12 protein-coding genes and 1 pseudogene are annotated in these 14,796 nt (G+C 69.5%); 6 read left to right on the top strand and 7 right to left on the bottom strand.

Features of this window, described 5'->3' with window-relative positions; all coding sequences use genetic code 11:
* Positions 1–3: 3 nt before the first annotated feature.
* From AC0L6Y_RS06105 to tkt, 5 genes and pseudogenes are all read right to left on the bottom strand, one after another.
* Positions 4–970: pseudogene (locus AC0L6Y_RS06105) on the bottom strand (glucose-6-phosphate dehydrogenase assembly protein OpcA).
* A complete protein-coding gene (gene zwf, locus AC0L6Y_RS06110; protein WP_473557874.1) occupies positions 967–2,505 on the bottom strand; it encodes a glucose-6-phosphate dehydrogenase in 1,539 nt (512 codons plus the stop codon). Before zwf ends, AC0L6Y_RS06105 begins: the two are co-directional and overlap by 4 nt.
* Positions 2,506–2,538: 33 nt before the next feature.
* Positions 2,539–4,137, bottom strand: a complete 1,599-nt coding sequence (locus AC0L6Y_RS06115) for a glucose-6-phosphate isomerase (RefSeq protein WP_473557880.1) — start codon at positions 4,135–4,137, stop codon at positions 2,539–2,541.
* Complete coding sequence (gene tal, locus AC0L6Y_RS06120) at positions 4,134–5,249, bottom strand: transaldolase (protein ID WP_473557885.1); 1,116 nt, start codon at positions 5,247–5,249, stop codon at positions 4,134–4,136. Before tal ends, AC0L6Y_RS06115 begins: the two co-directional genes overlap by 4 nt.
* Before the next feature lie 48 nt (positions 5,250–5,297).
* A complete protein-coding gene (gene tkt / locus AC0L6Y_RS06125) occupies positions 5,298–7,397 on the bottom strand; it encodes a transketolase (RefSeq protein ID WP_473557890.1) in 2,100 nt (699 codons plus the stop codon).
* Positions 7,398–7,679: 282 nt separating this feature from the next.
* Here tkt and AC0L6Y_RS06130 point away from each other — a divergent pair, with 282 nt between their 5' ends.
* Positions 7,680–8,633, top strand: a complete 954-nt coding sequence (locus AC0L6Y_RS06130; RefSeq protein ID WP_473557896.1) for a heme o synthase — start codon at positions 7,680–7,682, stop codon at positions 8,631–8,633.
* Positions 8,634–8,672: 39 nt separating this feature from the next.
* On the opposite strand, the gene AC0L6Y_RS06135 is transcribed toward AC0L6Y_RS06130, so the two are convergent.
* Positions 8,673–9,602 (bottom strand): COX15/CtaA family protein, encoded by a 930-nt coding sequence (locus AC0L6Y_RS06135; protein ID WP_473557903.1) that lies wholly within the window; start codon positions 9,600–9,602, stop codon positions 8,673–8,675.
* A gap of 253 nt (positions 9,603–9,855) precedes the next feature.
* Between AC0L6Y_RS06135 and sufB the strand changes: the two genes are divergently transcribed.
* The 5 genes from sufB to AC0L6Y_RS06160 are packed head-to-tail and all read left to right on the top strand — an operon-like array spanning position 9,856 to position 13,937.
* Positions 9,856–11,274, top strand: a complete 1,419-nt coding sequence (sufB, locus tag AC0L6Y_RS06140; RefSeq protein WP_473557907.1) for a Fe-S cluster assembly protein SufB — start codon at positions 9,856–9,858, stop codon at positions 11,272–11,274.
* Positions 11,275–12,465 carry a Fe-S cluster assembly protein SufD gene (gene sufD, locus AC0L6Y_RS06145; RefSeq protein WP_473557914.1) on the top strand — a complete coding sequence of 397 codons (1,191 nt, stop codon included), beginning with the start codon at positions 11,275–11,277 and terminating at the stop codon, positions 12,463–12,465.
* Complete coding sequence (locus tag AC0L6Y_RS06150) at positions 12,462–12,788, top strand: non-heme iron oxygenase ferredoxin subunit (protein ID WP_473557919.1); 327 nt, start codon at positions 12,462–12,464, stop codon at positions 12,786–12,788. The genes sufD and AC0L6Y_RS06150 overlap by 4 nt, the downstream gene beginning before the upstream one ends.
* 16 nt (positions 12,789–12,804) lie before the next feature.
* Positions 12,805–13,560, top strand: a complete 756-nt coding sequence (sufC, locus tag AC0L6Y_RS06155) for a Fe-S cluster assembly ATPase SufC (RefSeq protein WP_473557924.1) — start codon at positions 12,805–12,807, stop codon at positions 13,558–13,560.
* A 47-nt stretch (positions 13,561–13,607) separates the two neighbouring features.
* On the top strand, positions 13,608–13,937 hold the full coding sequence (locus tag AC0L6Y_RS06160; RefSeq protein ID WP_294179029.1) for a metal-sulfur cluster assembly factor: 330 nt from the start codon (positions 13,608–13,610) through the stop codon (positions 13,935–13,937).
* A 121-nt stretch (positions 13,938–14,058) separates the two neighbouring features.
* Here the strand turns inward: AC0L6Y_RS06160 and AC0L6Y_RS06165 are convergent, their stop codons facing one another.
* The gene (locus tag AC0L6Y_RS06165) at positions 14,059–14,685 is read right to left on the bottom strand and encodes a biotin transporter BioY (protein ID WP_473557930.1); all 627 of its coding nucleotides are present in this window, start codon (positions 14,683–14,685) and stop codon (positions 14,059–14,061) included.
* Positions 14,686–14,796 lie beyond the last annotated feature (111 nt).

Raw genomic sequence — 14,796 nt, forward strand, 5'->3', positions numbered from 1 at the left:
GCCTCACTTGCCACGGGACGGCGTCACGTCATGCGCGATCGCGTCCATGTGTCCGATTCCTTGGGTGAGGACCTCTCCGTAGAGGTCATCGGGGTCGAGCCTACGCAATTCTTCGGCCAGGCAATCACGCAGGTTCCGCCGGGGGAGCGAGATGTCGTGCGTGGGCTGGTTCGGCTGGGTCAGCGTGGCGACGTTCGGCTGCCCTCGCTCGAGCAGGATCTCTCCGGAATCGCGCGTCAGGCTGACGCCGTGGATTCCGCTCGAACCATGCGAGTGGTTGCGCATCTCCAGCGCGACGTTCGACCTGCAGCTGGAGTCCCAGCCAGGCGGCCAGCAGCGACGTGGAGGCCGAGTCGGCGGCACCGCTCACCTCGACGGCCGTGACCGGCTCATACGGGGGCTGGTCGAGGACGGCGGCGAGCTGCGCGCGCCAGAGCGTGAGCCGGGTCCACGAGAAGTCGGTGTCGCCGGGCGCATAGGTGCGCGCGAGTGTCGTCATCGACTCGAGCGGGTTCTCCGCCGCGGCGGAATCGGTGATGCGTCGCTGCGCGATCCGGCCGAGCGGGGACTTCGCCGGGTTGTCGGGGTGCGCCGTGGGCCACCAGACGACGACGGGGGCATCCGGCAGCAGGAGGCTCGTGACGAGTCCCTCCTCGTCGCCGCCGACGGCGCCGTAGGCACGCAGCACGACCACTTCGCTCGCGCCCGCATCGCCGCCGACGCGGATCTGACCGTCGAGTCGAGCCTCCTCGCCCTCGGGGTCCTCGCTGCGGGAGAGCACGATGACGCGCATCGGGTGCTCGCGCGAGGCGTCGTTGGCGGCCTCGATCGCCTCTTCCTCGGCCCCGTGCACGGCCGCGATGACCAGGGTGAGCACGCGACCGAGCGCGACGGCGCCGCCCTCTTCGCGAATCTTGACGAGCGCCTTCGAGACCTGACTGGTGGTCGTGGCGGGCAGATCGACGATCACGGGCGTCTCCAGACTCGGCCGTCGCGGGCCAATAGCTCATCCGCGGAGGACGGACCCCAGGTGCCCGGCCGGTACTGCTCCGGCTGCCCCTGGGTCGCCCAGTACTCCTCGATCGGGTCGAGGATCTTCCAGCTCAGCTCCACCTCTTCGTGCCGGGGGAACAGCGGCGGATCGCCGAGCAGCACGTCGAGGATGAGGCGCTCGTAGGCCTCCGGGCTCGCCTCGGTGAAGGCGTGGCCGTAGCCGAAGTCCATCGTGACGTCGCGCACCTGCATGCCGGCACCCGGAACCTTGGAGCCGAACCGAATCGTGACGCCCTCGTCGGGCTGCACGCGGATCACGAGCGCGTTCTGACCGAGCGCGCTGGTCTGGCTCTCGGCGAAGAGATACTGCGGCGCGCGCTTGAACACGACGGCGATCTCGGTGACGCGTCGGCCCAGTCGCTTGCCGGCGCGCAGGTAGAACGGCACCCCGGCCCAGCGGCGCGTGTTGATGTCGAGTCGCATCGCGGCGAAGGTCTCGGTCACCGAGTCGGGGTTCATGCCGTCCTCGTCGAGGAAGCCGGGAACCCGTTCGCCTCCCTGCCAGCCGCTCGAGTACTGCCCGCGCGCGGTCGCCGCCCCGAGATCCTTCGGGAGGCGCACCGCCGAGAGCACCTTTTCCTTCTCGGCGCGCAGATCGGCCGCGTCGAAGGACACCGGCTCCTCCATCGCGGTGAGGGCGAGAAGCTGCAGCAGGTGGTTCTGGATGACGTCGCGCGCGGCGCCGATGCCGTCGTAGTAGCCGGCACGGCCGCCGACGCCGATGTCCTCGGCCATCGTGATCTGCACGTGGTCGACGTAGTTGGCGTTCCAGATCGGCTCATACAGCTGGTTGGCGAAGCGCAGCGCCAGGATGTTCTGGACCGTCTCCTTGCCGAGGTAGTGGTCGATGCGGAACACGCTGTCGGGCGGGAACACCGACTCGACGACGTCGTTCAGCTCGCGCGCCGTCGTCAGGTCCGAGCCGAACGGCTTCTCGATGACGACCCGGCGCCACTGGCCGTCCAGCTGCTCGGCGAGTCCGGAGCGGCGCAGCTGCTCGGTCACCAGCGGGAACGACTTCGGCGGGATCGACAGGTAGAAGGCGTGGTTGCCCATGGTGCCGCGGTGGGCATCCAGATCCTCGATCGTCGCCTTCAGGCGGTCGAAGGCCGCGTCGTCGTCGAAGTCGCCCTGAACGAAGCGGATGCCCTGGCTGAGCTGACGCCACACATCTTCATCGAAGGGGGTGCGCGCGTGCTTCTTGACCGCGTCGTGGACCTCCTTCTCGAAGTCCTCGTTCTCCCACTCGCGTCGCGCGAAGCCGACGAGCGCGAAGCCGGGCGGCAGCAGGCCGCGGTTGGCGAGGTCGTAGACCGCGGGCATCAGCTTCTTGCGGGAGAGGTCTCCCGTGACGCCGAAGATGACCAGTCCGCTCGGACCGGCGATTCGATTGAGGCGACGATCCGACGCCAACCGCAAGGGGTTGAAGTCCGGCGTGATCTCGACAGGCATAGGTGTTCCTTGACGTCGTTCGGGCGAGAGGGGTCAGCCGATCGCGGCGCGCATCGCCGCGGCCGCGCTGGCGACGTCGTCCACCGTGAGCGAGAGCACCGGACGGCCGTGCTCGGCCAGAACGGTCGCGTCGCCGACGGCCTGCGCCTGGATCAGCTGGCCGAAGGTGAACGGGCGCTCCGGGATCTCGAGATCCTCGGCGGTGGTGCCGACGAGCTGCAGGAACACGCCGATCGCCGGTCCGCCCTTGTGGAACTGGCCGGTGGAGTGCAGGAAGCGCGGACCCCACCCGAAGGTGACCGGGCGTCCGGCACGCGCCGCGAGCAGCGCGCGCAGCTCCTCGAGCTCCGGGTAGGCCAGGCGGTCGAGGTAGGCCTGGACCGAGAGGTAGCCGTCGGCGGGAAGCGTCGCCAGGAGGGCGTCGATCGCGCCGGCGAGGGTCGTGTTCTCGATCGTGAGCGGGCCCGCGGTGCGCACCTCGATGCCGTCGGCGACGAAGGCGGGCTCCGTCGGCTCCGGACGGGCATCGAGCAGCGCGCGCGCGGCGACCTTCGCGGATTCGACGTCGGGCTGGTTGAACGGGTCGATCCCGAGCAGGCGCCCGGCGACCGCGGTGGCGTACTCCCAGACCATGATCTGGCCGCCGAGGCTGCCGGAGATCTCGATCTCGCCCTCGGCGACCTCGCGGGTGGCGCGCGCGTCGGCGACGAGTCGCACGATCTGCAGATCCGGCAGGTCCATCGTCAGCTCGGGCGCGTCGACCTCGAGCACGACCGGCAGCAGGCCGGTTCCGCTCTTGCCCGTCGACTCCGCGATCAGCTGCTCGGCCCAGTCGGCGAAGCCCACGATGTGCGTGCCGTCGGCGACGATGCCGAGCTTGTTCTTGAGCGGACGCGTGCCGGCGATCGCGGCGCCCAGGACGAGCCCGGGGTTGCTCGCCGAGTCGAGGGCGACCTCGAGCGAGACCGCCTCCGCCTCGTCCAGCAGCTGCTGGATGTCGACGCCGGCGAGGCCGCTCGGAACGAGGCCGAACGCGGTGAGCGCCGAGAAGCGTCCGCCGACATTGGGGTCGGCGTTGAAGACGCGGTAGCCCGTCTCGCGCGCGGAGACGTCCAGCGGCGAACCCGGGTCGGTCACGATCACGATGCGCGAGATCGGGTCGATTCCGGCCTCGCGGAACGCCTGCTCGTAGGCCCGGCGCTGGCTGTCGGTCTCGACCGTCGAACCGGACTTCGAAGAGATCACGACCGCGGTGCGCGCGAGTCGGTCGCCGACCGCCGAGCGCACCTGCGAGGGGTCGGTCGAGTCGAGCACCGTGAGCGGCACCCCGTAGGTCTTCGTGATGACCTCGGGCGCGAGCGACGAACCGCCCATGCCGCCGAGGACGATGTGGTCGACGCCGGCCGCGCGCAGCTGGTCGCGCAGGGCGAGGATGTCGTCGACGAGCGGGGTCGACAGGGCGACCGCTTCGGTCCACCCCAGCCGGATCGCGGCCTCGGCCTCGGCCTCGGGCCCCCAGAGCGTGGCGTCGAGCGAGGTGATCCCGCTCGCGACCCCGTCTGACACGAGCTGCGGCACGACGCGCGCGACGGCTTCGGCCGCCGCGCCCGTGGCGTGGACCGTGACGGTCACTTCGAGGCCTCCAGCGCCGCGGTGACGGTGTCGAGGAGCTCGTTCCAGGAGACGATGAACTTCTCGACGCCCTCCTTCTCGAGCTGGGCGGTGACGTCGTCGTAGTCGACGCCGACGGCGGCCAGCTGGTCGAGGACCTGCTGCGCCTCGCCGTACGAGACGGTCACCCGGTCGCCCTCGATGACGCCGTGGTCGAAGGTCGCCTCGAGCGTCTTCTCCGGCATCGTGTTGACAACGCCGTCCACCGCGAGCTCGGTGACGTAGAGGGTGTCGGGCAGCGACGGGTCCTTGACGCCGGTCGAGGCCCACAGCGGACGCTGCTTGTTGGCACCCGCCGCGAGCAGCGCCTGAGCGCGCTCGGTCGCGAACTGCTGCTCGAAGAGCTGGTAGGCGAGCTGCGCGTTGGCGACGCCCGCCTTGCTCTTCAGCGCGAGCGCCTCCGGCGTGCCGATCGCCTCGAGGCGCGCGTCGATCTCGGTGTCGACACGCGACACGAAGAACGAGGCCACCGACTCGATCGTCGACAGGTCGATGCCCGCCGCCTTCGCCTTCTCCAGTCCGGCGAGGTACGCCTCGATGACCGCCTGGTGACGCGCGAGGCTGAAGATCAGGGTCACGTTGACGCTGATGCCCGCGCCGATGACCTCGGTGATCGCCTCAAGGCCCGCGATCGTCGCGGGGATCTTGATCATCGCGTTGGGACGGTCCACCTTGGCCCAGAGGCGCTTCGCCTCGGCGATCGTGCCCGCCGCGTCGTGCGCGAGATCCGGGGCCACCTCGATCGACACGCGGCCGTCGACGCCGTTGCTCGCGTCGTAGACGGGACGGAAGATGTCCGAGGCCGCCTGCACGTCGTCGGTGGTGATCTCGAAGACCGCCTCCGACACGCTCGCGCCCGCGGCCGCGAGGGTCGCGACCTGAGCGTCGTAGGCCTCGCCCTTGGCGAGCGCCGCGGCGAAGATCGTCGGGTTGGTGGTGACCCCGACGACGTTCCGCTCGGCCATCAGCTTCTGCAGGCCGCCGGTCGAGATGCGCTCCCGCGAGAGGTCATCGAGCCAGATGCTGACGCCGACCTCGGAGAGCTGGGCGGTGGGGGAGGTGTTGTCTGCCATGAGCGTGATCTTCCGTGTGTGGTGAAAAAGTGGTGGACCGAAACGGTGTCAGTTGCTCGCGGCGGCGAGCGACTCCTTGGCGGCCGCGACGGCCGCCTCCGTGGTGATGCCGAACTCCCGGTAGAGGGTCTTGTAGTCGGCCGAGGCGCCGAAGTGCTCGATCGAGACCGAACGGCCGGCGTCGCCCAGGTAGGGCGCCCAGGTGAGCGCGAGGCCGGCCTCGACCGACACGCGCGCCTGGATGCTCGCCGGCAGCACCGACTCGCGGTACTCCGCGCTCTGCTCCTCGAACCACTCCTGGCACGGCACCGAGACGACGCGCGCCTGGATGCCCTCCTGGGCGAGTGCGGCGCGCGCCTCGACGGCGAACTGCACCTCGGAGCCGGAGGCGAGGAGGATGACGTCGGGCGTCCCGTTCGGGGCCTCCGCCAGGACGTACGCGCCCTTGCTGACGAGCTCCGCCGCGGCGAAGGTCTCGCCGGTCGCCTCGGCGGCCCCGCGCTCGAACACGGGCAGGTTCTGGCGGCTGAGGACGATGCCCGCGGGCGCGCTGCGGCGCTCCAGGATCGTCTTCCAGGCCACGCCGACCTCGTTGGCGTCGGCGGGGCGGACCACGTCGAGCCCCGGGATGGCGCGCAGGGTCGTCAGCTGCTCGACCGGCTGGTGGGTCGGGCCGTCCTCGCCGAGCGCGACGGAGTCGTGCGTCCAGACGAAGATCGACGGCACCTGCATGAGCGCGGCCAGACGAACCGCCGGGCGCATGTAGTCGCTGAAGATCAGGAAGGTGCCGCCGAAGGCGCGCGTCTTGCCGTGCAGCACGATGCCGTTCAGGATCGAGCCCATCGCGTGCTCGCGGATGCCGAAGTGGAGGACGCGACCGTAGGGGTCGCCCGTCCACTCGTGGGTCGAGTGCTCGGCGGGCACGAACGACTTCGCGCCGCCGATCGTGGTGTTGTTGGACTCGGCGAGGTCGGCCGAGCCGCCCCAGAGCTCCGGGATGACCGCGCCGAGCGCCGTCAGCACCTTGCCGCTCGCGGCACGCGTGGACACGTCGGTGCCCGCGTCGAAGCTCGGCAGCGCCTCGTCGACGCCCTCGGGCAGCTCGCCGCGCTCGAGCCGGTCCAGCAGCTCCTTGCGCTCCGGGTTCGCCGCGGCCCAGGCGTCGAACGCGACCTGCCACTCGGCGTGGGCGGCCGCGCCGCGCTCCGCGAGCTTGCGGGTGTGCTCGATGACCTCGTCGGCGACGTCGAAGGTCTTCTCGGGGTCGAAGCCGAGCACCTGCTTGACGGCGGCGAGCTCCTCGGCGCCGAGCGCGGAACCGTGGATCTTGCCGGTGTTCTGCTTCTTCGGGCTGGGCCAGCCGATGATGGTCTTGAGGATGATGAGCGACGGTTTGTCGGTCTCGCCCTTGGCCTCTTCGATCGCCTCGTAGAGCGCGTGCACGTCTTCGACGTACTCGCCCGTCTTCTTCCAGTCGACGGTGAGGACCTGCCAGCCATAGGCCTCGTAGCGCTTCGCGACGTCCTCGCTGAACGCGATCTGGGTGTCGTCCTCGATCGAGATCTGGTTCGAGTCGTAGATGGCGATCAGGTTGCCGAGCTTCTGGTGTCCGGCGAGCGGCGCCGACTCGGCGGTCACGCCCTCCTGGATGTCGCCGTCGCCGGCGACCACGTAGACGAAGTGGTCGAACGGGCTGGTGCCCGCCGCCGCCTCCGGGTCGAACAGGCCGCGCTCGTAGCGCGCCGCGTAGGCGAAGCCGACGGCGGAGGCGAGGCCCTGGCCGAGCGGGCCGGTGGTGATCTCGACGCCGGCGGTGTGGCCGTACTCCGGGTGTCCGGGGGTCTTCGAGCCCCAGGTGCGCAGCGCCTTGAGGTCGTCGAGCTCGAGGCCCTCGCCGCCCAGGTAGAGCTGGACGTACTGGGTGAGCGAGGAGTGACCGGCCGACAGGATGAACCGGTCGCGACCGAGCCAGCTGTGGTCCTTCGGGTCGCGGCGCATCACCTTCTGGAAGAGCAGGTACGCAGCCGGCGCGAGGCTCATCGCCGTACCCGGGTGGCCGTTGCCGACCTTTTCGACCGCGTCGGCGGCGAGGATACGAGCGGTGTCGACGGCCTTCGCGTCGAGTTCATCCCAGGAGAGTGGTGCCACGAGGTGTAGACCTTTCGATAACCGGGCAGGAGGCGGAAGCTCCTGCAGTGCAGGTTCCACCGACCGACATCATTGGCGCACCGCGGCAACCGGCACCCACGGTCACGATGTGTGGGGGAGTCCGGCTCGCGGCCAGGGAACGCTACGAGTATAGGGAATCGCTCCGATCGTCGCGTCGGGGCGACCGTGGGAGCGCGCCCGGTCCCGCGGCGTCGGGCACGGGTCGGTCGCCCGCGGTCGCGTCGCCTAGACTGAAGCGGCCGAACCACCATCCGAGGAGCTATGTCCGGAGTCGTCGACACGTCCGCCCTGAACGCCGAGCGGACCGCTGACCCGCGGCGCATCGGGGTCGTGCAGAAGATCAAGGCGTACGTCGCGCTGACCAAGCCGCGCGTCATCGAGCTGCTGCTCGTCACGACCGCGCCCGTGATGGTGCTCGCCGCCCAGGGCATCCCGAACCTGTGGCTCGTGCTCGCCACGCTCGTCGGCGGCTCGCTCTCGGCCGGCAGCGCCAACGCCTTCAACTGCTACATCGACCGCGACATCGACCGCGTGATGAAGCGCACCCAGAAGCGCCCGCTCGTCACGGGAGAGCTGAGCGACCGCGAGGCGCTCGTGTTCGCCTGGGTGACCGGCGTCGTGTCGATCGCCTGGCTCTGGGTGTTCACCACCTGGCTCGCGGCCGTGCTCTCGCTCGCGGCGATCCTCTTCTACGTGCTCGTCTACACGCTCGTGCTGAAGCGCCGCACCCCGCAGAACATCGTCTGGGGCGGTGCCGCGGGCTGCATGCCCGTACTGATCGGCTGGGCCGCGGTGACCGGATCGCTCGACTGGGCGCCCGTGATCCTGTTCGGCATCGTGTTCCTCTGGACGCCGCCGCACTACTGGCCGCTGTCGATGCGCTACCGCGCCGACTACGCCTCCGTCTCGGTGCCGATGCTCGCGGTCGTCCGCGGTCGCACCGTGGTGGGCCTCCAGATCGTGCTCTACGCGTGGGCCACCGTCGCCTGCTCGCTGCTGCTCATCCCGATCGCGCCGATGGGCGCGCTCTACGCGGTGGCAGCGACGCTCGCCGGCGCGTGGTTCGTGCTCGAGTCGCACCGGCTCTACTCGCGGGCGATCCGCGACGGCGAGGTGCAGCCGATGCGCGTCTTCCACGCCTCGATCAGCTACCTGACGGTCGTCTTCCTCGCCGTGGGCCTCGACCCGCTGCTGCACCTGCCGATCGGCTTCTGACCGCCGACGCGGTCGACGCGCGCGTAATCCGCGCGCGGGCTATGCGCGCGGGCGACGCAGCCGCGTGCTGGCGACCGTGAAGGCGGCCGCCGTCAGCGCCGCCAGCACCATGTGCACGCCCACGGCCAGCTCGGGCAGGCCGTTGCGCGCCTGGTAGAGGCCGACCATGATCTGAACCAGCTCGATCGCGAGGAGGGCGAGCATCCAGCCCGCCGGCGCCAGCTTCGCGCGCCACGCGACGACCGCGAGCACGAGCGTCAGCGCGAACAGGATGTAGCCCGGCCAGGAGTGCAGGTGCGAGAGCAGCTCCGCGTCGAAGCCGTTGCGCCCCGCCTCGGAGTCGCCCGAGTGCGGCCCCGCGCCGGTCGTCAGCACGCCGACGAAGATCGTCACCATGAGGGCCAGCCCGGTGAGACGGGTGAGGATCGCGTACCAGCGCGGCACCGCGAGCTCGCGCGGGCCCGGGGCCTGCGTGCGCCGCGCCAGGAACGTCGCGGCCACCGCGACGAGCGCCACCGAGGCCACGTAGTGGAACCCGACGATGAACGGGTTCAGCCCGGTGAGCACCGTGATCCCGCCGACGATCGCCTGCGCGACGACGCCGCCGAGGACGACGAGCGCCAGCACGAACAGGTCGCGTCGCTCCCGCCGGATCCGCCACACCAGCACGACGACCGCGAGGGCCAGGATGCCGACCAGACCGGTCAGGGTGCGGTTGCCGAACTCGATGATGCCGTGGATGCCCATCTCGGGCGTCGAGACGAGCGAGTCGGCGGTGCAGGTCGGCCAGGTCGGGCAGCCGAGTCCGGAGCCGGTGAGGCGCACGGCGCCGCCGGTGCCGATGATCAGCACCTCCGCCACGAACGAGGCCCAGGCGAGCACGCGGATGCGCGCATCGTCCGCGCTCGAGGGGAGCCATCCGCGGATGCGGGCGGACAGGGGGAGAGCCGACGAAGTGCCGAGGGTCACGGGCGGAGAGCCTTCCGAATCTGACGTTGCCGCGCCTGGGATCGACGCGCTTTCGAGTCTAGGTCGGGCATCTGAGCCGCGCGCACGCGACAAGCCCCGCCGCACACGGCGCACGGGCAGGTGGTGCCTGTAAGATCGAGGGGTTCAGGCGCACCGCAGCGCTGCGCTCGGGTCGCCGAACATTCGCGCGCGAGCCTGGACCGAGATACCGACACGGGCAGAACAGTCCGCTTCGGCAGGAGAGAGGTAACGCATGTCAGACGTGCTCATCGACCGACCAGAGCTTGCCAGCCTCGGTCAATACGAGTTCGGGTGGTCGGATTCCGACGCCGCCGGCTCGGTGGCCAAGCGCGGGCTCTCGGAAGACGTGGTCGCCGGGATCTCGACGCTCAAGAACGAGCCCGACTGGATGCTCAAGATGCGCCTCAAGGCGCTCAAGATCTTCGGCATGAAGCCGATGCCGACGTGGGGCGCCGACCTCACCGGAATCGACTTCGACAACATCAAGTACTTCGTGCGCTCCACCGAGAAGCAGGCGCAGTCGTGGGAGGACCTCCCCGAGGACATCCGCAACACCTACGAGAAGCTCGGCATCCCGGAGGCGGAGCGCTCGCGCCTCGTCGCCGGCGTCGCCGCGCAGTACGAGTCCGAGGTGGTCTACCACCAGATCCGCGAAGACCTCGAGGCCCAGGGCGTCATCTTCATGGACACCGACACGGCGCTGCGCGAGCACCCCGAGTTCTTCCAGGAGTACTTCGGCACCGTCATCCCCTCGGGAGACAACAAGTTCGCGGCGCTCAACACGGCCGTGTGGTCGGGCGGCTCGTTCGTCTACGTTCCGCCGGGCGTGCACGTCGAGATCCCGCTGCAGGCCTACTTCCGGATCAACACCGAGAACATGGGCCAGTTCGAGCGGACGCTGATCATCGCCGACGAGGGCTCGTACGTCCACTACATCGAGGGCTGCACCGCCCCGATCTACAAGTCCGACTCGCTGCACTCGGCCGTCGTCGAGATCATCGTGAAGAAGAACGCCCGCGTTCGCTACACGACGATCCAGAACTGGTCGAACAACGTCTACAACCTCGTCACCAAGCGTGCGGTCGCGCACGAGGGGGCGACGATGGAATGGATCGACGGCAACATCGGATCCAAGGTCACGATGAAGTACCCGAGCATCTTCCTCGTCGGCGAGCACGCCAAGGGCGAGACGCTCTCGGTCGCCTTCGCCGGCCCGGGCCAGCACCAGGATGCGGGCGCCAAGATGATCCACATGGCGCCGTACACGACGTCGTCGATCGTCTCGAAGTCCATCGCCCGAGGCGGCGGTCGCGCCGGCTACCGCGGCGAGGTCCGGGTCGCCGAGAATGCGCACCACTCGGCCAACACGGTCCGCTGCGACGCGCTGCTGGTCGACACGATCTCGCGCTCGGACACCTACCCGGCCATCGACATCCGCGTCGACGACGTTCAGCTCGGCCACGAGGCCACCGTCTCGCGGGTCAGCGAGGAGCAGCTCTTCTACCTGCAGTCGCGCGGCCTTCCCGAGGATGAGGCGATGGCCATGATCGTGCGCGGGTTCATCGAACCCATCGCGCGAGAACTCCCGATGGAATACGCACTCGAGCTCAACAAGCTCATCGAGATGAGCATGGAAGGCAGCGTCGGCTAGATGTCCGCAGTTCCCACGACGACCACCGATGAGGCCGTCGCGCCGAATCAGCACGGCCTGGCGGAGCATTCGCACGGCCCCGGCACGGCCCCGGTGCAGACGCGCTCCGAGCGCTTCGCCTCGACCGACCCGAACGAGTTCCCCGCGGTCACCGGCCGCGAGGCCGAATGGAAGCTCTCACCCGTCGAGCGGCTCCGCCCGCTGATCGACGGCGAGCTCGACGGCAGCGCCTACGCGGTGCTCTACCCCGAGGTGGAGGGAGTCGCGGTCGAATGGATCGGCCGCGACGACGCTCGCATCGGCAGCGCCGGAACCCCGGAGGACAAGGCGTCCGCGAACGCCTGGGCCACCTTCGAGCACGCGCTGCACATCTCGGTCACCGGCGAGGGCGAGGTCCTCACGGTGACGCGCGACTCGCTCGGCGAGGCGCCGCGCGCCGCACACGTGCTGATCGAGGCCGCCGCGCAGTCCTCCGGCCTGATCGTCCTCGACAGCCAGGGCGCCGCCCAGCTCAGCGAGAACGTCGAGATCATCGTCGGCGACGACGCGCAGCTCACCGTCGTGAGCCTGCAGGAGTGGAACGACGACGCGATCCACCTCTCGAGCCAGTTCGCGCGCGTCGGGCGCAACGCCAAGCTCAAGCACATCGTCGTCTCGCTCGGCGGGGGAGTCGTGCGGGTCAACCCCAGCACCGCTCTCGCCGAGGAGGGCGCCGAGGTCGAGTCGCTCGGCGTCTACTTCGCCGATGCGGCGCAGCACCTCGAGCAGCAGGTGTTCGTGCACCACATCGCACCGCACACGGTGAGCCGCGTGACCTACAAGGGCGCCCTCAACGGCGCCGGCGCGCGCACGGTGTGGATCGGCGACGTGCTGATCGGGCGCGACGCCACCGGCACCGACAGCTACGAGCAGAACCGCAACCTGGTGCTCTCCGAGGGCACGCGCGCCGACTCGATCCCGAACCTCGAGATCGAGACCGGCGACATCGCGGGCGCGGGCCACGCGAGCGCGACCGGCCGTTTCGACGACGAGCACCTGTTCTACCTGCAGTCGCGCGGCATCACCGAGAAGGAGGCGCGCCGACTCGTCGTGCTCGGCTTCCTCGTCGAGGTCGTGCAGAAGATCGGCGAGCCGACTTTGGAGGCGCGACTGATCGAGGCGCTCGAGAACGAGCTGGAGGGTGCCGCGTGAGCGCGACGAAGGTCTGCTCGGCGAGCGAGCTCTCGCCCAGCACCGCCAAGAAGGTCGTCGTCGACGGCGTGCCGATCGCCGTGGTGATGGATTCCGCGGGCGCCGTCCACGCGCTCGGCGACACCTGCACGCACGGCGACATCTCGCTCTCCGAGGGATTCGTCGAGGACGACACGCTCGAATGCTGGGCGCACGGCTCCAAGTTCGAGCTGACCACCGGCAAGCCCCTCACCCTTCCGGCCTACGAGCCGGTTCCCGTTTTCGCTGTCGAGGTCATCGACGGCGACGTCTACATCGACGCGAGCCAGCGGCTCGCGGTCTGAAGCAAGGAACCCAGATATGAGCACTCTCGAGATCCGCGACCTCCACGTCAGCATCGACACCGACGCCGGCAAGAAGCCCATCCTCAAGGGCGTCGACCTCACCATCAACTCGGGTGAGATCCACGCCGTCATGGGCCCCAACGGCTCCGGCAAGTCGACCCTCGCCTACACGATCGCCGGCCACCCGCGCTACAACGTCGACGGCGGCACCATCACCTTCGACGGCGAGGACGTCCTCGCGATGAGCGTCGACGAGCGCGCCCGCGTCGGGCTGTTCCTCGCGATGCAGTACCCGGTGGAGATCCCCGGCGTCACCGTCTCGAACTTCCTGCGCACGGCCAAGACCGCGATCGACGGCGAGGCGCCGGCGATCCGCGGCTGGACCACGACGGTTCGCGAGTCGATGAAGAACCTCCGGATGGACGGCGACTTCGCCGCGCGCAACGTCAACGAGGGCTTCTCGGGCGGCGAGAAGAAGCGCCACGAGATCCTGCAGCTCGAGCTCCTGAAGCCGAAGTTCGCGGTGCTCGACGAGACCGACTCGGGTCTCGACGTCAACGCGCTCAAGATCGTCTCCGAGGGCGTCAACCGCGCTCACGAGACCACCGGCCTCGGCATCCTGCTCATCACCCACTACACGCGGATCCTGCGCTACATCAAGCCGGACTTCGTGCACGTCTTCGTCGACGGCAAGGTCGCCGAAGAGGGCGGCCCCGAGCTCGCCGAGCGTCTCGAGGACGAGGGCTACGACCGCTACCTCGTCGAGGCCTGATCAGGTGTCTCTCGGCGATTTCCCGACGAACCGCGTAGCCTGAAGCCATGCCTACCGCCCTCGAACCGAAGCTCTTCGACCAGGTCGAAGAGGGACTCAAGGACGTCATCGACCCCGAACTCGGTGTCAACATCGTCGACCTCGGTCTGATCTACGATCTCGCCTGGGACGACGAGAACGACGCGCTCGTGATCTCGATGACGCTCACCTCGGCCGGCTGCCCGCTGACGGATGTCATCGAGGAGCAGATCGGCCAGTCGCTCGACGGCATCGTCGAGCGCTTCCGCATCAACTGGGTCTGGATGCCGCCGTGGGGCCCCGAGCGCATCACCGACGACGGTCGGGACATGATGCGCGCGATCGGCTTCAGCATCTGAGAGCCCGGTGGGCTGTCAGTGCCGATCGCGCCGCCGACAGGCGGATCGGCTTCAACATCTGAGAGCCCGCAACGCGAAAGGGCCCCGGATTCCTCCGGGGCCCTTTCGCGTTGACGAAGCGCTACGCGGCGTCCTGCGCGCGACGCTCGGCGAGCTTGTCGGCGCCCCACCAGGCGGCCGGCAGCAGCGCCGCGGCGATCGCGGCCTTGATGAGTCCGCCGATGATGAACGGGTACAGGCCCCACTCGAGCGTCTGGGCGAGGTTCGCGCCGAGCACGAACGCGAGCCACGGAAGGCCGAAGGCGAACACGACGACCGAGCCGCCGACGAAGGTGGCGAGCGCCTTGAAGAACTTGCGGTCCCAGGTGCGCTCCGAGAGCCAGCCGACGATGGCGGCGGCGAACACGAAGCCGACGATGTAGCCGAAGCTGGGAGCCGCCAGCGCGAGGAAGCCGGTCAGGTGGCTGCCGTCGGCCTGCGGCGCGTACACCGGCAGTCCGACCAGGCCGAGGACGGCGTAGAGCGCGAGCGAGGAGGTGCCGCGGACCGCGCCGAGCGTGGCGCCGACGAGCAGCACGGCGAGCGTCTGACCGGTGATCGGCACGGGGAACATCGGAATCGAGACCTGGGCGAGGATCGCGGTGAGCGCGGCACCGGCCGCGACGAGCACCACATCGGTGGTCAGCGTGCGCGACACGAGGCGGTCCGCGAGGACGATGCGCGGGGCGGCAGGGACGAGAGACGTCATATCGGATTCCTTGGCGTTCGTCGGTGGGAATGAGGCGGGCGCCTCACTGGTTAGACTAGCGGGCTGGCTCTTCCAGCCTCTTGTCGAAAACCTCCCGAAGAAACGGAACGT

The sequence above is a fragment of the Pseudolysinimonas sp. 10J20-29 genome (assembly GCF_055809595.1).